Source organism: Georgenia sunbinii (assembly GCF_036421875.1).
GTDB classification, from domain to species: Bacteria; Actinomycetota; Actinomycetes; order Actinomycetales; family Actinomycetaceae; genus Georgenia_B; species Georgenia_B sunbinii.
In genome coordinates, this window is record NZ_JAZGOL010000004.1 from 82,780 (window position 1) to 100,334 (window position 17,555).

Here is a 17,555-nt window from a genome sequence, read left to right on the forward strand (position 1 = left end):
GGTCGGCCCCTCCCCCGGGAGCCCGGCCCGCGCCCCATGACTTCACGTGCGCCCGCCCACGACGGCGGCACCTCACCACGACACGCCGCTGCGGCGTCGTCCAGCAAGAGAGCGAGGTGGTGCTCATGTCGAGCCCCTCCTTCCGATCCCACTCCCCCGCGCGCCGCGACCCGGCGGACCGTGCCCAGCTCGAGTCCCACCCGGTACGGCTGCGTCGTATCACCGCCCTGTTCCGCCCGCACCTGGCCACACTGTCGCTCGTCGTCGTCCTCATCGCGGCGAGCTCGGCGCTGGGCCTGGCCACCCCGTTCCTCACCCGGCACGTCATCGACGTCGCGCTGCCGGAGCAGGACGTCCGGCTGCTGGCCGGTCTCGTCGCCGCGATGGTCGCGGTCACCGTGGTCACCTCAGCGCTCGGCGTGCTGCAGACCTGGATCTCCACCTCGGTAGGACAGACGGTCATGCACCGGCTGCGCACCGACGTGTTCGTCCACGTCCAGCGCCAGCCGATGTCCTTCTTCACCCGGACCCGCGGCGGCGAGGTGCAGTCCCGCCTCACCCACGACATCGGCTCGATGCAGTCGGTCGTCACCAGCACCGCCACCGCGATCACCGCGAACGTCACGACGGCGGTGGGCACCGCGATCGCGATGGTGGCCCTCAGCTGGCAGCTGTCGCTGCTCTCGCTGGTCGTCATCCCGCCGGCCATCTGGCTCACCCGGCGCGTGGCGATGCTGCGCCGGGAGGTCACCGGCCGGCGGCAGCGCGCGCTGGCGGCCCTGCACGGGCAGGTCGAGGAGTCGCTGTCGGTCAGCGGCGCGATGCTCGCCAAGACCCTCGGTGCCGGCCCCGAGCTGGGACGCCGCTTCGAGGACGCCTCCGCCGATCTCGTCGACCTCGAGCTGCGCTCCGAGCTCGCCGGCCGCTGGCGGATGGCGACCACCAGCGTGATGTTCGGTGCGATCCCGGCGCTGGTCTACCTGGCCGCCGGCCTGCCCGGCTCCGGTGACATCTCCATCGGGACGCTCGTCGCCTTCGTCACGCTGCAGGCCGGGCTGTTCCGCCCGCTCATGGGGGTGCTCAACACCGGTGTGCAGATCACGTCGTCGCTGGCGCTGTTCAGCCGCATCTTCGAGTACCTCGACCTGCCCGTCACCATCGACGACCCCGCCGAGCCCACCATCCTGCCGGCGACCACCGCGCCCGGCGCGATCACCTTCGACGGCGTCGCGTTCCGCTACGAGGGCGCCGACGACGACGCCGTCAGCGGCCTCGACCTGCACGTGCCGGCGGGCGCCCGGCTGGCCCTCGTCGGCGAGTCCGGCGCCGGCAAGTCGACCATCGCCGCGCTCGTCGCCCGGCTGTACGACCCGACCGCCGGCCGCGTGCTCATCGACGGCGTCGACCTGCGCGACCTCGAGCTGGCCGAGCTGGCCCGCCACATCGGCGTGGTCTCCCAGGAGACCTACCTGCTGCACACCACGGTGCGGGAGAACCTGCGCTACGCAAACCCGGCGGCCACCGACGCCCAGATCGAGGCGGCGGCCCACGCCGCGCAGGTGCACGACGTCATCATCGCGCTGCCCGACGGCTACGACACCGTCGTCGGCGCCCGCGGCTACCGCTTCTCCGGCGGCGAGAAGCAGCGGCTGGCGATCGCCCGCACGCTGCTGCGTGACCCCCGGGTGCTCGTCCTCGACGAGGCCACCAGCGCGCTGGACACCCGCACCGAGCAGGCCGTGCAGGAGGCGCTGGACGTGCTCAGCCGGGGCCGCACGACCATCACCATCGCCCACCGGCTCTCCACGGTGCGCGACGCGGACCTCATCGCCGTCGTCGACGGCGGTCGCGTCGTCGAGCAGGGCGACCACACCACGCTGCTCGCGGCCGGCGGGCGCTACGCGGCGCTCGTCGCGGCGGCCGACCGGGCGCCGGTGCTCACTCCTTAGCTCAGGTGGCCGGCGAGCAGCACGCCTACCGGCCGGTGGTGGGCACCAGGTCGGTGAGCAGCCGCCGGACCACGGCCGGGGTCTCCGCCGCGCCGTCGACCGCCAGGCAGGGCACCCCCATCGCCTTGACCGGGTAGTCGTTGCCGCCCTCGTCGAGGCGGTCACCGATGAACAGCATGTCCTCGAGGTCGATGCCGGTGTGCTCGGAGAGGCGGGTCATGCCGTAGGCCTTGTCGATGCCGGCCCGGGTGATGTCGATGGAGGTGGACCCGCCGGAGCGGACCTCGAGGTCCGGCAGCAGCGGGGCGACGGCGGCGCGCAGCTGCTCCTTCTTCTCCCCGGTCGGGTCCCACAGCCGCTTGGCGTCCAGCGGTGCCTGCTGACCGAGTGCGGAGAAGGTGATCTGCGAGCCGCGGTCCTCGAGGATCGGGCCCCACGGCTCGGACTCCCACAGCCCGAGACGACGAGCCTGCGACTCGACGGCGGCGGTCGCGTCGGTACGCTCGGCCTCGGTGAGGTCGTTGGCGTAGATCTCGCGCAGCACGTCACCCTCGTACCGGTAATAGCGGGTGCCGCAGGTGGGCATGAGGTGCAGCCGGGCCCGGGCGGTGTCGTCGAGGTCGAGCCGGTCGGTCACCTGGGCGGTGAACTGGCCTAGCCGCCCCCCGGAGATGATGCACACCGGCATGGCGGCGAGCAGGTCGGTCAGCGCGCCGGCCATCTCCGGGGAGATCGGTGACTTCGAGGGCGTGAGGGTGTCGTCGAGATCGAAGGCGACGAGGCGGATTCCGGGCATCGGCACACCCTACAAGCCCGATCAGAACTCCTCGTGGACCTCCGGGTCCCCGCCGAGCCTGCCGCGCTCGAGGCCGGTGATCTGCGCCATCTCCGAGTCGGACAGCTCGAAGCCGAACACGTCGAGGTTGGTGCGCTGCCGCTCCGCGCTCGCCGACTTCGGGATCGGCAGCGCGCCGAGCTGGACGTGCCAGCGCAGCACGACCTGGGAGATCGCCGCGCCGTGACGGCCGGCGATCTGGTCGAGCGTGGCGTCGGCGAGGAGGTCGGACCTGCGACCGAGCGGGCTCCACGACTGGGTGACGATGCCGCGCTCGGCGTCCGCCGCCCGCAGCTGCGCCTGCGCGAAGTACGGGTGCAGCTCGATCTGGTTGACCGCCGGCATGACGTCGGTCGCGGCGACCAGCCGGTCGATGTGGGCGGCGGTGAAGTTGGAGACGCCGATCGAGCGGACGACGCCGTCGTCCCGCAGCTTGATCATCGCCCGCCAGGTGTCGACGAACTTGTCGAGCCGCGGCAGCGGCCAGTGGATGAGGTAGAGGTCGATGTACTCCAGCCCCAGCGCCTGCCGGGAGGCCTCCGCGGCCCGGAGGGTGGGCTCGTAGCCCTGGTCGTCCCCGCGGACCTTGGTGGCGACGACGAGCTCGTCGCGCGGCACGTCGGACTCGGCGATGCCACGACCGACCTCGGCCTCGTTCTCGTACTTCGCGGCGGTGTCGATGAGCCGGTAACCCATCTCCAGCGCGGCGCGGACAGCGGTGGGCGCCTCGTCACGCATCGGCCAGGTGCCCAGGCCGATCGCCGGGATGCGGGTGCCGTCGTTGAGGTCGAGCGTGGGGATCATGCCTGCCATTGTGCCGGGTCGCCGCAGCCGTCGCACCGGGCGCGGCTCAACGCCGCGCGGCGTAGTGCTCGGCGAGCAGGTCCAGTCCCTCGTCGAGGGTGACCGCGGGCTTCCAGTCGAGCAGCTCGCGGGTGCGGCGCTGGTCGAACCAGTGCGCGGTGGACAGCTGCTCGGCGAGGAAACGGGTCATCGGCGGCTCGTCCGCGCCGGGCCGCACCGCCCACACCGCCTCGACGAGCCCGCCGGCCACCCGGGCGAGCCGAGCCGGCACCCGCCAGCCGGGCGAGGTCACCCCGGCGGCGCGGCAGATCCCGGCGAGCAGGTCGCCCACCGGTCGCGGCTCGCCGTTGGTGACGACGAGCGCATGGCCGTGCGTCACCTCGATGCGTTCGAGCGCGGCGACGATCGCGTCGGCCGCGTTGTCGACGTAGACGGAGTCGATGAGTGCCGCGCCGTGGTCGAGCAGCGGCAGCCGGCCCGCGCGCGCCCGTTCGACGATCCGCTCGACGAGCTGGGTATCCCCCGGCCCCCACACCAGGTGCGGGCGGACCGCGACGACCGCGAGGTCCGGCGAGTCCTGCGCCAGCGCGAGCAGCTCGGCGGTCGCCTTGGTGCGGGCGTAGTGGCCGCGTGCCGAGCCCGGGTCCGCGGGACCGGCGCCCACGCCCACGAGCGAGCTGCCCGCGTGCGCCACCGACGGCGAGGAGACCTGCACGACGCTGGTGACCCCGGCCGCCCGCGCGGCCGCGAGGAGCCGGGCTGTGCCGTCGACGTTGATGCGCTCGTAGTCCGCGGCCGCCCCGCTGACCGAGACCTTCGCGGCGAGGTGCACGACGGCGTCGCGCCCGGCGACCGCACGGGCGACCGCGGCGTCGTCGTCGAGCGAGCCGAGCTCGTCGCTCGCCCCGGCCACCCCCGAGGGGCGGCGCTGGAAGGTACGGACGTCGTAGCCGCCGGCGACGAGGCGGGCGGCCACCCGGCCACCGAGCAGGCCGCTGGCCCCGGTGACGAGGACTCTGCCGGCGGGCATCGGCGCGGCGTGGCTCACGGTGCTCTCATCGGCCCGCCGGCCAGCGCCTCGGCGGCCCACCGGGAGAGCCGGGAGCGTTCGATCTTGGCGTTGTGCCGCACGTCGGTGGGCAGCTCGGCCACCCGCAGCACGGCGGCGACGTCCGCGTCGCACCGCTGCTGGACGGTCCGTCGCACCAGCCGGGTGAGCCCCGGGGTGGCCAGCGAGGGTGCCCGGCGCGACCGCGGGTCGACGGCGGGGTCGGTCTCCAGCACGATGACGAGCTGCTCGGTCCCGGCCGGCCCGACGCCGACCGCGGCGGCCCGCCGCACCCCGGGGACCCGCTCGACGGCGTGCTCGACCGCCACCGGGGTGAGCACCCCGCGCGGCGTGCGGACGACGTGGCCGAGGCGGCCCTCGACCCACACCCGGCCGACGGCGTCGAGATGGCCGACGTCGCCGGTCCGGTGCCAGCCCGGGTGGTCCGCGCTAGCGGCCTGGGTCGCCCACAGCCGGTCGTAGCGGTCCTTGAGGTGGGGCGCGGTGACGACGATCTCGCCGGTGGTCCCGGGCTCGTCGGTCAGCGGGCCGGTGGCCTCGCCGTCGTCGTCCAGGGTCGCGATCCGCACCTGGGCGCCGGTGACCGGCAGGCCGACGCAGGTGCCGCCACCGGCCCCGACCATCCCGGCCGCGGCGTCCTGCGCGGCGGCGCGGACGGCGTCGAGGTCGACGTCGGTGACGGGCAGCACCTCGGTCATCCCGTAGGGGGTGTGCGCGGCGGCGTTCGGCATGATCTCGCCGGCCTCGGCGAGCAGCTCGGGGGCGATCGGCGCCCCGGCCGAGAGGAACAGCGTGACGCCGGCGAGCGCGTCGCGGTGCTCGGCGCTGAGGTCGTCGGCGGTGTCGAGCACGTTGCGCAGCGCGGCCGGTGAGGTGAACACCGCGGTGGCGTTGCCCTCGGCCACCGCGCGAGCCAGTGCGACGGCGGTGAGCGTGGCGGGCGCGGAGACGTCCATGTCCGGGGTGATGGCCAGTGAGCCGAGCGCCGTGCCGAGGAGCGCGAAGGGTGCGAAGCCGGCGACGAACGGCGTCGTGCTGCCGAGCGAGTAGGTGCCGGCGAGCGCGTCACGCATCGCGGCGAGCCGGCGGTGGGTGTAGACGACGCCCTTGGCCGGGCCGGTGGAGCCGGAGGTGAACAGGATGGCGGCATCGTCGTCGGGAGCGGGGCGGGCAGGCAGTGCGGCGCCACCGCGTGCCAGCTCGGCACCGCGCTCGATGAGTGCGGGCACGGTCGCCGTCACGCCGAGCGCGGCGGCCCGGACGGGTGGCAGGTCGTCGGCGGCGATCCGCCGGCCCGGCCACGAGAGCAGCCGAGCACCGGCGAGGCCCCGCTCGATCCCGATGATGACGTCAGGACCGGCGCCGCGGATGGCGCGTCCCATGCCCTGCAGGCCCAGGCCCTGGTCGGCGAGCACGACGACCGCGCCGAGCCGCAGGCAGGCGAACAGTGCGGTGGTGAGCCCGACGCCGGGCGGGACGAGGAGGCTGACCCGCTGCCCGGGACGGACGCCGACGGCGTGCAGGCCCAGGCTCAGGTTCTCGACGCGGCGGGCGAGCGCGCGCCAGCTGACGACCTCGACGTCCTCGCCGTGCAGCGCGACGACCGCCGGCTGCTCGCTGCTGCGCCGCTCGTCGAGCACCTCGGTCAGCGCCCGGTACGCGGGAGCGGCCGGCTCGTCGCGGACAATCCCGCTGTCGGCGGGAATCCCGCTCTCGCTGACAATCCCGCTGTCGGGGACAACCCCGCTGTCGGCGGGGAGGGTGGTGTCGAGCCAGGCGGTGATGGTGCGGGCGACGTCGGCGTCCTCGGGGAGCAGGTGGCCGGCCTGCTCGAAGCGGTGGACGTCGGCGTGCGGCAGCCGGGTGAGCAGGTCCTCGAAGTACCGGCCCTGGAACACCGGGTCCTGCGGGCCCCACATGAGCAGCGCGGGCACGTCGAGCGCGCGGACGCCCTCGGCGATGGCCGCCAGCGTCTCGTGGCTGGGGTGGTCAGGGGTGGCGGGGATGTCGGCGACGAAGTCGGCGATCGCGTCCCGGTCCACCGACTCCGCGTAGGGCGCGAGGTAGCCCTCCCGGACCTCGGGGGCGAGCGCCGGCCGGGCCAGCGCCAGCGTGGCGCGCAGGAAGGTCGTCGTCCGGCTGGTGGCCCAGCCGTGCAGGGCCGGGTTGCCGGCGAGCCGCAGCAGCGCCGGGATCGCCGACCCGCCGTCGTGGTGGATCGCGGTGTTGGTGAGCACGACGCCGCCGAGCTGCTCGGGGTGGGCGACCGCCCAGCCGAGGGAGACCACCCCGCCCCAGTCGTGCCCGACGGTGACGACCGGCCCGGGCAGGTCGAGGACGTCGGTCAGCGCGCCCAGCTCATCGACGCGGTCGGCGAGGCGGCGCAACCGCCCGTCGCGCATCGAGTAGCCCATGCCGAGCTGGTCGACGGCGACGACCCGCCAGCCGGCCTCGGCGCCGGCCGCGAGCAGCGTGCGCCAGAGGTAGGACCAGGTCGGGTTGCCGTGCACCGCGAGCAGCGTGCCGCGAGGCGTGCCGACGACGTCATCGGCGTTGTCGAGGACGTGCCAGACCGCGGGCGGGTCGACGCCGGCGCCCGGGACGACGACGCGGCGGCTCCACCGCGGGTCGAGGCCAGGCAGCGGTGGGACCGGCGCGCCGGGGCTCACCACGTGAGCTCGAGCATCGCGGTGTTCAGCCCGGAGCCCACCCCGAGGCACAGCACCCTGTCGCCCGGGCTCAGCGAGTCGGCCTGCGCGGCGAGCGTCATCGGCAGCGAGGCGGGGCCGACGTTGCCCCAGTGCGAGAACGTGATGGGCACCCGGTCGGCCGGCAGATCGAGCGCCTGGATCACCGCCTCGGTGTAGGGCGTGGAGATCTGGTGGGTGACGTACCGGTCCATGTTGTTCCAGCGGAACCCGGTGCCGTTGTTCGCCTCGTGCCAGGCGGCCTCGACCAGCGCGAGCCCGCCCTGGAGCAAGCCCTTGGTGTCGGTGAACATGCCGTCCAGCCCGCCGACGCACAGCTCGTGGTGCTCGGTGCCCGCGCGCGAGACGCCGCCGACGACGCGGTGGCCGCCGGGGTGCTGGTCGGCCCGTCCGATGACTGCGGCGGCGGCGCCGCTGCCGAGCGTGAGGGAGGCGAACTCGCGGTGGAAGTCCTGCCGGGTGGACTCGGGCCGGTTGAGCCGGCGGATCGTCGTCTCCTGGGTGCCCTGCGCGTCCTCGCTGTTGACGATGACCGCGTAGTCGATCTGCCCGGAGTCGATCAACGTGGCGGCGAGCATGATGCCGTTGACGAACCCGAGGCAGGCGTTGGCGATGTCGAAGTTCATCGCCGAGCTCGGCAGTCCGAGGCCGTGGTGGATGCGGCTGGCCACCGACGGCTCGAGCTGGGTGCGGGTGACCGAGGTGTTGATGAGCAGCCCGACGTCGTGCGCGTCGACGCCGGCCTCCGCCAGCGCCTTCGCGCCGGCCTCGATGGCCGCGTCGTCGAACCGGGTGCCCGGCTCCCACCAGCGCCGTTCGACCACCCCGGAGACCCGCTCGAGCAGGTTGTCGGGCAGCCGCAGCCGGGTCCGCGTCTGCGCGAGCTGCTCCTCGAAGTGCGAGGACGGCACCCGGACCGGGGCCTCGATGTGCGTGACGGACAGCAGCGACGCGTTGCGATAGCGGGAGGCCGAGTTACCTGCGTGGTTCACCCATTGAATTTATCCGGGGAACCTGGGAAACGCACATCGCGCGCTGCGGTCCCCAGGTTCCCGCTGGTCGGGCGCCGGTGATCAGCGTCCGGCGTCGCCGCGGACCTCGGCCTGGCGGTCGAGGAACAGCTCGAGGAAGAAGCGGCTGAACGCCACGGTCAGGAAGCCCCAGATCGGGCTGAGCACGAGCACGATGAGGCCGCTGAGCACCGCGCCACCGCCGCCGAAGTACCGGTCGCCGGCCATCGACAGCATGCCGATGGCGGTGATGATGCCCACGATGGTGGTGATCACGGCCATCACCAGCACCACGATGTGCACGATCTTGGCGAGCCCGGGCGTGATGCGCCGGGTGAAACCGAGGTCGAGCAGGCTGCCGAGCGGTGACGGCGAGGACGGCTGCGAGTAGCCGTAGCCCGGCTGGCCGCCGTAACCCGGCTGGCCTGGCTGGCCCGGCTGAGCGCCGTACCCCGGCTGCCCCGGCTGGCCCGGCTGGCCCGGCTGGCCGAAGCCCGGCTGCGCCGGCTGACCGTAGCCCGGCTGCGCCGGCTGTCCGTAGCCCGGCTGACCGGGGTGACCGGCGGCGGGGTTCTGCGGCGGCACGTAGCCGGGCTGGGCCGGGAAGCCCTGCGGGTCCTGCGGTGTCGGGTTGGGGTGCTGCGGGTCGGTCGGCTGATCGCTCAACTGACTGCCTTTCCTCGTACGGGTGTGGTGATCGCAGCGAGCGTATCGCCGATGGCCCCCGCGGCCATGACCGGGGTGGCACGATGGGATACCGCCCCGGACCTTGGAGGTTCCATGCCCACCCCGCACATCTCGGCGGCGCCCGGCGACTTCGCACCGGCCGTCCTCTTTCCCGGGGACCCGCGCCGCGCCCAGCGGATCGCCGAGCTCCTCATGCCCGACGCCCGCCTGGTCACCGATGTCCGAGGGATGCTCGGCTTCACCGGGACCGTCGACGGACGGCCGCTGAGCGTCATGGGATCGGGGATGGGCCAGCCCTCGGCGACCATCTACGCCACCGAGCTGTTCCGCGAGTACGGCGTGCAGCGCATCATCCGGGTCGGCACCGCCGGCGGCATCGCGCCGCAGGTGAAGGTCGGTGACGTCGTCGTCGCCCTCGGCGCGCACACCGACTCGCAGATGAACCAGTTGCGGATCCCCGGCGTCAACTTCTCCGCCGTCGCCTCCTACGGCCTCGCCCACGCCGCCGTCGCCGCCGCGCCGGTCGCCGGTGTCACCGACCTCCACGTCGGCACCGTCATCTCCCGCGACCACTTCTACCTGCCGGTCCCCGGGCAGGTGGAGCTGCTCAGCGGCTACGGCGTGCTCGGGGTGGAGATGGAGGCGGCGGCGCTGTACGGCGTCGCCGCGGAGCTGGGGCGCGAGGCGCTGGCCGTCCTCACCATCTCCGACCACCTGCTGGACTCCTCCGCTGACATGAGCGCCGAGGACCGCGAGACGCGCTTCCAGGGCGCGCTGGCCCTCGCGGTCGCCGCCGCCCACTCCGACTGACCCGACGGCCGGCACGGTCCCCCTCCACTGCCGGTCCACCGACACCGATCAACCGCGGACGCCCATCGACGGCTACCCCCGCGGGCGGCGCCACACACTTCTACACTGTGATCACCGACGAGGGGGACGACCGATGCATGCACGGGACGTGCGTCCGGCCGCACCTCGTGCTGCCCACCCGGTGCTCCCGCAGGCGTCGGTCGCGGTCCCCCCGGTCGGTGGCCTGCGTCGTCCTCAGCTGCTGAACGCGCTCGACCCGGTGACGACCACCGCGCTGGGGCTCGTCGTCGCACCGGCGGGCACCGGCAAGACCACGCTGCTCGCCCAGTGGGCGGTGAGCTCGACGCTCCCGGTGGCGTGGTGCCGGCTCGACGTCGGAGCCACCCGTCCCGGGCGTCTGGTTGAGTGGCTCTGGCAGGCGCTCGAGGAGTACGTGATCCCGCCGCCGCGTGTCCCGCCCCGCACCGTCGAGGAGCTCGCCCTGGCTCTCGAGCAGCACCCGGGTCGCATCCTGCTCGTGCTCGACGACCTGCACCGGCTGGCCTCCTCCACCGGTGAGGCAGAGCTCGAGCAGCTGCTGCTCCTCGCGCCGCCGCAGCTGCGGGTGGTCATCGGGTCGCGGCAGATGCCCAGCTTCAACCTGGCACGGTCCGAACTGCCGCCGATCGTCGTGCTCACCGGGGACGACCTGCGGTTCCGCACCTGGGAGGTGGAGAAGCTCTTCCGGAGCATCCACCGGGCACCGTTGCCGCCGCAGGACGTCGCCGCGCTCACCCGCTACACCCAGGGGTGGGCGGCCGCGCTGCAGCTCTTCCACCTCGCCACGATGGAGGGCGACGTCGCCGCCCGGCAGCGAGCGGTCCACGCCCTCGCGGGCCGCTCGCGCTACGCGCAGGGGTACCTCACCGGCCAGGTGCTCGCCGGGCTGCCCGCGGAGACCACCGAGTTCCTCGTGCGCACCTGCGTGTTCGACGCCCTCACCGCCAGCCGGTGCGACGCGCTCCTCGGCGCCCGCACCTCGCAACGGACGTTGCACGAGCTCGTCGACCGGCAGGCGCTGACGACGACGACAGACGGCGGGGAGACCTTCACCTACCACGACGTGCTCCGCCGCCACCTCGAGGCCACCCTCCACGAGGAGCTCGGGGCCACGGCCACCCGCGAGTGGTACGAGCGCGCCGCGCAGATCCTCGAGGACGAGGGCGACGTCATCGAGGCGCTGCGGGCGCGGTGCCGCGCCGAGGACTGGAACGGCGTGCGGCGCCTGCTGCGGGAGTTCGGGCCGCGGCTGTTCGACGGCCCCCACCCGACCCGCTCCGGCGACCACACCTGGAGCGACCTCGTCCCGCGGTGGCTCATCGAGTCAGACCCGTGGTGCTGCCTCGCCGAGGCCCGGCGGATGCTCAACGACGGACGCCTCGACGACGCAGCAGCGATGTCCCGGCAGGCCGAGGCGCAGTTCACCGACCCCGCCGCCCGCAAGCTGTGCGAGGACATCCGCGCCGAGGTCACGGCGTGGCAGTCCGGCGCTGCCGGTGGGCGGCCGGGATGGCCCGACATGCTCCTCGCTGCCACCCGGCGCGACCCGCTGCGGGTGGCCCGGGAGGCGCGTGACAGCGACTCGGCCCGGGTGCGACGCACCGAGGGCTTCGCGCTCGTGCTCGGCGGCGACCGGCGCGGTGGCCAGCGGCTGCTGCGGGACCTCGCAGCGGAGCCCGGCGTCGATCCGGGGCTCATGCTGGCCGCCCGCCTCCTGCTCGCGACCATCGAGGCGGTGGGGACCCAGCCGCTGGAGCAGGCCGGCCGTCGTCATACCGGGCGACCGTTGTCGGGCGCGGCGGGGACCCCGTTGGACCAGATCTACCGCGACGCCGAGCGGCACGGCCTCAGCTGGCTCGCCCGGCTGACCTCGAGCGTGGCGGTGGTGGTCCAGTCTCCGCGTGCGGTGAATGAGATCGCGGGCATCGTGGCCGACCTCGACCGCCGGGGCGACCGCTGGTCGGCGGCACTGGTATCGATCTGCCACACCTTCGTCATGCTGCGGTCCGGCACCGTGGACCTGGCGGCGCTGGAGCGGCTGCGCACGCGGCTGCGGGCGCTGGGCGCCGGTGTCCTGGAGGTGTGGATCGCTGCGGTCGGTGCACTGCTCACAGCGACCGAGCAGCAGCCCGACGCGACCGACGTCGCCCGGGCGGCCGAAGCGCAGGCACGCGTCGCCGGTGTCCCGGGGGCGGCCGCGTTCGCCTACGCCGCGCTGGCTGCCGCCGAGCCCGCCCAGCGCGACGACTTCCTCGCGCTGGCGCGGGCCACGGCCAGCTCCTCCGGGCTGGACTGCCGGCCGTGGGCATGGCTGCCGGACATGTCACCGTGGCGGCGCGGGGCGACCGGCGGCGGGGCCGACGCCGGTGGCGAGCCCAGCACGGTCGGCAGGTCCGGGGCCGGCAACCGGTCCGACGCGGCTGACGCTGCTGACGAGCGCACCGGCACCGCACCGCGGCGAACCGCCTCGTCCGACGACGCCGCCTCGCCCGACGACGCTGCGCCCGCGGGCTCGGGCGACTCACCTGACGATGCCGCGCACGACGACGCGGCCGGCGACGCCTCACCGCGGGCGGGCAGCCCGGTGCCCGGCGCAACGATCGAGCTCACCTGCTTCGGGGAGTTCCGGCTGCTGGTCCGCGGCCGGCGGGCGGACCTCGGCGCGGTGCGTCCGCGGGTGCGGGCGATGCTCAAGTTCCTGGCGATCCATGCCGGTCGACCGGTTCACCGCGAGCTCATCGCCGACGCGCTGTGGGGCGACCTCGACCCGGAGGCCGCCATGCACAACCTCCAGGTCAGCCTGTCGAGCCTCCGTGCGGCGCTCGAGCCCGGCGTGCCGGGGCGCCGCAGCAGCCTCATCATCCGGGACGGCGAGACGTACATGCTCGCGCTGCGGCCGGGGTCGCGCTGCGACATCGTCGAGTTCGACCGCGAGCTGGCGGCGGCCAACCATGCCCGGCGCAGTGGCGACGTCGCCGCCCAGCTGGCGTCGCTGGCGACCGCGCTGGCGCTCTACACCGCGGACCTGTTCCCCGAGGAGGGGCCGGCGAACTGGCTGGTGACCACGAGGGAGCGGTACCGGGCACGCGCCGCGGACGCCGCCGCCCAGCTCGCCGACCTCAACCTCGCGGCCGGTGACCACACCGCGGCCATCGCCGCCGCCCAGCACAGCATCGAGATCGACGAGTACCGCGACGACGCGTGGCAGGCGCTGATCCAGGCGCTGCGGGCCGCCGGCGAGCCGGCCGCGGCCCACCGGGCGGTGCGGGCCTACACCGCCGTGCTCCACGAGCTGGGCGTCGAGCCGCTGCCCGACATCGTCAGCGTCCCCGGAACTCCACCTCCGCGACCGCGACCGGCGCCTGCAGGTTCTCACCGTATGCCGAGAGGATCGTCAGACGTACCGCCGAGACATCACTGACCCCGACGGTCACGCCCTGCGGCTCCGCGACGTCGTCGAGCGTGGCCTCCTCGACCACCAGCCCGCCCGGGGTGGTCATGCTCAGCCGGATGTCCCGGGGGCGGGCCTCGGCGAGGCGCTGGTCCTCGTCGGGCGAGGCCCCGGCCGTGACGACGACGGTGACCAGCCGGAACGGGTCGTCGAACGGGAACTCGATCCACTCCCCCGCACCGTCGCCGAGCGTCACCGGAGCCCAAGACACGTTGTTGAAGCCGTCCCGCGCCTGGCTCGCCGGGCGCCCGTCGAGCGCGCTGGACGCCGTCGGTTCAGCCGGGTTGACGGGGTTGTCGCCCGCCACCCTGTCGACGGCCCCCTGGTAGAGGTCACCGAGCGGGCCGCGGAAGTACCAGCCCGCCCCGACGAGGAGCCCGAGCACGACCAGCACGACGACGAGCCGGGTCGGGAAGTGCACCCGCCGGCGGTTGCGCGGTCGGCTCCCGGCGCTCGGGCCGGGACGGCGCTCGGGGCGCAGCAGCCGCCGCCACCAGGAGCGCTGCGGCTGTACCGGTGCGTCGGCGAGGCTCGCGCCGCAGCGCCGGCAGAAGTTGCGGTGGGGGGCGTTACCGGCCCCGCACGCGCCGCAGATGAGGTCGCCCGGCTGCGGCTGCGGCTCGTCCGCGCTGGCCGCCGGGACCTGGCGCCGCGGCACCGGCGCCCCCGGCTTCCGGGCGGCCGGCTTGCGCGGCCCGGTCCCGCCGGCGTCTGCCCCGCCGCCCGCCCCCGCCCTGCCGGCGGCCGGGCGAGCGGCACCTGGCTGCGTCGCGGCCGGTTTCGTGGCGGCCGGGGTGGTCGGCCCCGGCGTGGTCGCCGCGGGCCTGCTCACGGCGGCGGACGTGACGTGACGGACCGCACCCGCGGCGATCGGCGGTCCCCCGGCGCCGGTCGCGGCGCGGCTGACCTCGGAGGCTGCGGTGCGGCCCGGAGCACCGGTGAGGTTGCGGGCCTGCGACCGTGCCCGGGAGGCGCTGCCGCCCAGCTGGGACGCCGCACCACCGGTGGCCTGGTCGGCGGCCTGGCGCAGCAGGCTCGACGCCCGACCGCCGCGGACCCGCCCGAGACCACGGCCGGCCCCGCCAGCCCCCCGTGGCTTGTCCGCCACCGCTGCAGCCGCCGGCTCCTCGGCAGGCGCCAGCTCCTCAGCGGGGGCCGGCTCGTTCCCTGGCGCCGGGCCGTCGGCCACCGGGGCGAGGTCGTCGCGCCGAGCGCTGACCGGCGCGGCGTCATTCCTGCCAGCCGCCGCGCCCGCCGTCACCGCACCTAAACCCGCTCCGACCGTACCTACCGCCGCACCTGCTCCGTCGTCGCCGGCACCATCGCCCGAGCCGCCCGCGGGAGCGTCGCGATCCGCCGTCGCTGTGTCCGTGCCTGCCACGACCTGAGCGCCGCCGACATCTGCGTCGACCTCCGCGTGGACGTCGTCGTCGGCTCCCGCCGGCAACTCGCTGCCGGCCGGCTCGGCCGCGCCCCGCTCACCACCGGCCGGCTCGGCCGCGCCCCACTGACCACCGGCCGATTCGTCTGAGACCGAATCCGGCGCCGCGACGTCGTCGGCGGCGGGTTCCTCGACCGCCGCTGCCGCGGTGCCCGGCGCCGGCTGGGACTCTGCCCACTCGAGGTAGGTGCCGCAGCTGCCGCAGAACAGCTCGCCGTCTTCATTGCGGTCGCCGCACTCAGGACAGGTCTGCATCGGAGTCCTCCGCCACGATCTCGATGATGTGCGGCACGTGGGCCGGCTTGACGGTCGTCACCGCGCGGTCCAGCCGGGCCCGGTCGATGCTGCTCGGGTCCGGTACCCGAACCGTCACCCGCAGCACGGCGTCGGCCGAGCCGGGCAGCTCGGCGCCCGGCGTCGCGGACCACGTGCTCGCGCCGTTGTCCTCGATGCTCACCCGGCCACCCACCGCCAGCCGGACGGCGTCGGCGATCCCCACCGCGGTCCCGCGCCGCCGGTGCATGGCGGCGGCGCCGGCGATGATCTGGCGGCGCCGCTCGACCGACCACGTCTCGTCCATCTCGATGCCCACCCACTCCCCGAGCCAGGCGAGGAAGTCCGGCGGCGCCAGCTGCGGATCGACGTAGCAGGCGAGGGTGTCGAGGGTGAGGAAGATCGGCGCGAGGGCGTCGTCGAAGGCCTGCACGAAGCGTTGCAGGAACTCGTCCTCCTGGTAGACCGCGGGCAGCCGCTGGGCGACCGGGGCCACCGCGACGAGCCCGGGGATCATGCCGCGCACGTCATCGCCCCCCGACTACGCGCACCTGGTGGCGGTAGGAGAACACCAGCCCCTGCGGGTCGACGTCGATCCGCTGCAGCGGGTCGCCGCGCTTGCCGGTGATGGGGTCTGCCCCGAACAGCTTGACGTCCTCGACGATCTCGGTGCCGCGCAAGCCCTGCAGCACGGCGTACACCTCCCCCGCCTGGACCGGCCGGCCGAAGGGCCAGCCCTCGCCATCGGGCCCGCCGGCGACCGGGTCGAAGTACCGGTTGAGCGCGCCGACCGCGTCGATCGCCAGCTGGTCGCCGTCGGCCCGGGACCGGGCCGCGATCCGGGCGATGATCGTCACGCCCTGGTAGAACGGCGGCTCGACGAGCACCCGGGCGCCGATCGGCCGGCGCCGGTCGAGGTACTCGCTGATCCGTGCGAGGGAGGTCTCGCTGGGGATGAGGTCCTCGAACCGCAGCCGGCCGCTCTCGTCGGGCACCGCCGTCGGCACGACGAGCAGCCGCACGCCACCCGCCTCTTCCGGCGTCGTCGCCGGCACGCACCGGACCCGGGCGATCGACGGCGCCGCCCGCAGCGCGAGCTCCTCGAAGTCCTCGGCGGTCACCGCCCGGTCGCGAGTGCGCAGCAGCAGCGGGCCCCGCTCCTTGGCCTGGTCCACCGTCTCGGCCGCGACGCCACCGAGGGCCGGGCGCCGGTTCTCCACCCGGTCGACCAGCGGGATCGGGGTGCGCAGGTCGGTGATCGTCCGAGCGGCAACGTTGCCCCGTGGCCCGCCGCCGGTGCGGTAGGCCGGTACCCGCAGCGGCGCCCCCTTGGGCGGTATCGCGCCGAAGGAGCGCAGCGTGCCGTCGGGCTCGCGGACGGCGGGGCCGAAGTGGACCTCGCCGGTCGCGCGGTCGAGCCGGACCACCCGGTCGGCCGGGCCGGCGTCGGCGAACGAGTCCACCTCGGTCCACTCGTCCCAGCCGGCGCCGCCCGCGACCTCGACGACGAAGTCCGGCCCGCCGATGACCACCGGGCTGCGGTCGAGGGTGAACACCTGCCCGGGGACGCCCTCGGACAGGCCGAGGATCTCGTCGTGGACGGTCTCGGCGTGGCTGGCGGTGACGGTGCCACCGATGGTGAACGCGCTCGCAGCACTGATCGTCGGCGAGGCGCTGTACCGGGGGTACCCCTCGACCGGTTCGACGGCCCGGCAGCGCAGCCAGCCGGCGCGGTGGCCGTTGATGATCGAGGTGCGGTGGTCGCGCGGGACGTGGAGAACGACGTCGCCGCTGCGGTTGAACCCGCCGGTGCCGTCGGAGTCCACCTCGCAGGGCCGCCACGCGCTGCCGGTCCACGCCTCCCACTCCACCGGGGGGTAGCGCGGGTCGACGCCGACGCCCTGGACCTCGCTGTCGAACCGCAGCACGACGACGCACGACGCCGCGGCGTCGTCCAGCCCGAGCAGGAGGACATCGTCGGGCGCGGGCGGGGTGGTGAAGACCGCGAAGCGGTCGGCCGAGCGAAGGTCCTCGACGTGGTCGACGGCGTCGCCGTCGGCGGCCTGGGTCAGCACGTGCGCCAGCGAGCGGGGCGGCACGCGCAGCTCCGTGGTGGTGAGGAAGGCGACGAGGTCCTCGCTGTCGACCCGCGGGGTGGCGGCCTCGGACTGCACCGCAACGACGACGGTCTCGTCCTGCGGCGCGGAGAGCCAGTAGGTGAGGTCGACCGCGGCGGCGGTGGGCGGGTGCAGGGTCATGCCGAGCAGGTCGAGGAAGGTGACGTACAGCTTGTCCGGCACCCGGTTGAGCCGGTAGGACAGCTCGTCGACCATGAACGCGAAGGTCTCCACGAGGGTGACGCCGGGATCGGAGACGTTGTGGTCGCTCCACTCCGGGCAGGTCGCCTGGATGCGGCGCTTGGCGTCGTCGACGAGCTGCTGGAAGCGGCGGTCGTCGAGGTCCGGGGCGGGAAGCATGG

12 protein-coding genes are annotated in these 17,555 nt (G+C 74.6%); 3 read left to right on the forward strand and 9 right to left on the reverse strand.

Going from position 1 to position 17,555, the window contains the following annotated elements; translation table 11 throughout:
* Nucleotides 1-125: 125 nt before the first annotated feature.
* Nucleotides 126-1,949 carry an ABC transporter ATP-binding protein gene (locus tag V2J52_RS11485; protein ID WP_331227852.1) on the forward strand — a complete coding sequence of 608 codons (1,824 nt, stop codon included), beginning with the start codon at nt 126-128 and terminating at the stop codon, nt 1,947-1,949.
* 25 nt (nt 1,950-1,974) lie between these two features.
* Here V2J52_RS11485 and V2J52_RS11490 read toward each other — a convergent pair whose 3' ends face one another.
* The 6 genes from V2J52_RS11490 to V2J52_RS11515 all read right to left on the reverse strand — a co-directional run bounded on the left by V2J52_RS11490 (nt 1,975) and on the right by V2J52_RS11515 (nt 9,041).
* A complete protein-coding gene (locus tag V2J52_RS11490; protein WP_331227853.1) occupies nt 1,975-2,745 on the reverse strand; it encodes an HAD-IIB family hydrolase in 771 nt (256 codons plus the stop codon).
* A 21-nt stretch (nt 2,746-2,766) separates the two neighbouring features.
* Complete coding sequence (locus V2J52_RS11495; protein ID WP_491062183.1) at nt 2,767-3,597, reverse strand: aldo/keto reductase; 831 nt, start codon at nt 3,595-3,597, stop codon at nt 2,767-2,769.
* A gap of 37 nt (nt 3,598-3,634) precedes the next feature.
* Nucleotides 3,635-4,618, reverse strand: a complete 984-nt coding sequence (locus V2J52_RS11500; RefSeq protein ID WP_331227855.1) for an NAD-dependent epimerase/dehydratase family protein — start codon at nt 4,616-4,618, stop codon at nt 3,635-3,637.
* 14 nt (nt 4,619-4,632) lie between these two features.
* Entirely contained in the window at nt 4,633-7,326 is a 2,694-nt protein-coding gene (locus tag V2J52_RS11505; protein WP_331227856.1) for an alpha/beta fold hydrolase, read from the reverse strand.
* Nucleotides 7,323-8,357 (reverse strand): 3-oxoacyl-ACP synthase III, encoded by a 1,035-nt coding sequence (locus V2J52_RS11510; protein ID WP_331227857.1) that lies wholly within the window; start codon nt 8,355-8,357, stop codon nt 7,323-7,325. The genes V2J52_RS11505 and V2J52_RS11510 overlap by 4 nt, the downstream gene beginning before the upstream one ends.
* Nucleotides 8,358-8,438: 81 nt before the next feature.
* Nucleotides 8,439-9,041: a DUF4282 domain-containing protein gene (locus V2J52_RS11515; RefSeq protein WP_331227858.1), complete on the reverse strand. Its 603-nt coding sequence runs from the start codon at nt 9,039-9,041 to the stop codon at nt 8,439-8,441.
* A gap of 114 nt (nt 9,042-9,155) precedes the next feature.
* Between V2J52_RS11515 and deoD the strand changes: the two genes are divergently transcribed.
* Together deoD and V2J52_RS11525 are read left to right on the forward strand one after the other, a co-directional pair.
* Entirely contained in the window at nt 9,156-9,872 is a 717-nt protein-coding gene (gene deoD / locus V2J52_RS11520; protein ID WP_331227859.1) for a purine-nucleoside phosphorylase, read from the forward strand.
* Nucleotides 9,873-10,005: 133 nt separating this feature from the next.
* A complete protein-coding gene (locus V2J52_RS11525; protein ID WP_331227860.1) occupies nt 10,006-13,332 on the forward strand; it encodes an AfsR/SARP family transcriptional regulator in 3,327 nt (1,108 codons plus the stop codon).
* Here the strand turns inward: V2J52_RS11525 and V2J52_RS11530 are convergent.
* Genes V2J52_RS11530 through V2J52_RS11540 form a run of 3 tightly spaced genes read right to left on the reverse strand, consistent with a single transcriptional unit; the run spans nt 13,232 to nt 17,553 of the window.
* Entirely contained in the window at nt 13,232-15,058 is a 1,827-nt protein-coding gene (locus V2J52_RS11530; protein ID WP_331227861.1) for a zinc ribbon domain-containing protein, read from the reverse strand. The two genes, V2J52_RS11525 and V2J52_RS11530, sit on opposite strands and share 101 nt — an antisense overlap.
* Nucleotides 15,042-15,593 (reverse strand): phage tail protein, encoded by a 552-nt coding sequence (locus V2J52_RS11535; protein WP_331227862.1) that lies wholly within the window; start codon nt 15,591-15,593, stop codon nt 15,042-15,044. The genes V2J52_RS11530 and V2J52_RS11535 overlap by 17 nt, the downstream gene beginning before the upstream one ends.
* A 10-nt stretch (nt 15,594-15,603) precedes the next feature.
* A complete protein-coding gene (locus V2J52_RS11540; protein ID WP_331228094.1) occupies nt 15,604-17,553 on the reverse strand; it encodes a putative baseplate assembly protein in 1,950 nt (649 codons plus the stop codon).
* Nucleotides 17,554-17,555: the final 2 nt, after the last annotated feature.

Bases quoted from the DNA above. Each gene is read 5' to 3' on its own strand.
- V2J52_RS11530 (WP_331227861.1), bottom strand. From the start codon at position 15,058: ATGCAGACCTGTCCTGAGTGCGGCGACCGCAATGAAGACGGCGAGCTG.
- V2J52_RS11500 (WP_331227855.1), bottom strand. From the start codon at position 4,618: ATGCCCGCCGGCAGAGTCCTCGTCACCGGGGCCAGCGGCCTGCTCGGT.
- V2J52_RS11540 (WP_331228094.1), bottom strand. From the start codon at position 17,553: ATGCTTCCCGCCCCGGACCTCGACGACCGCCGCTTCCAGCAGCTCGTC.
- V2J52_RS11490 (WP_331227853.1), bottom strand. From the start codon at position 2,745: ATGCCCGGAATCCGCCTCGTCGCCTTCGATCTCGACGACACCCTCACG.
- deoD (WP_331227859.1), top strand. From the start codon at position 9,156: ATGCCCACCCCGCACATCTCGGCGGCGCCCGGCGACTTCGCACCGGCC.
- V2J52_RS11485 (WP_331227852.1), top strand. From the start codon at position 126: ATGTCGAGCCCCTCCTTCCGATCCCACTCCCCCGCGCGCCGCGACCCG.
- V2J52_RS11525 (WP_331227860.1), top strand. From the start codon at position 10,006: ATGCATGCACGGGACGTGCGTCCGGCCGCACCTCGTGCTGCCCACCCG.
- V2J52_RS11495 (WP_491062183.1), bottom strand. From the start codon at position 3,597: ATGGCAGGCATGATCCCCACGCTCGACCTCAACGACGGCACCCGCATC.
- V2J52_RS11535 (WP_331227862.1), bottom strand. From the start codon at position 15,593: ATGATCCCCGGGCTCGTCGCGGTGGCCCCGGTCGCCCAGCGGCTGCCC.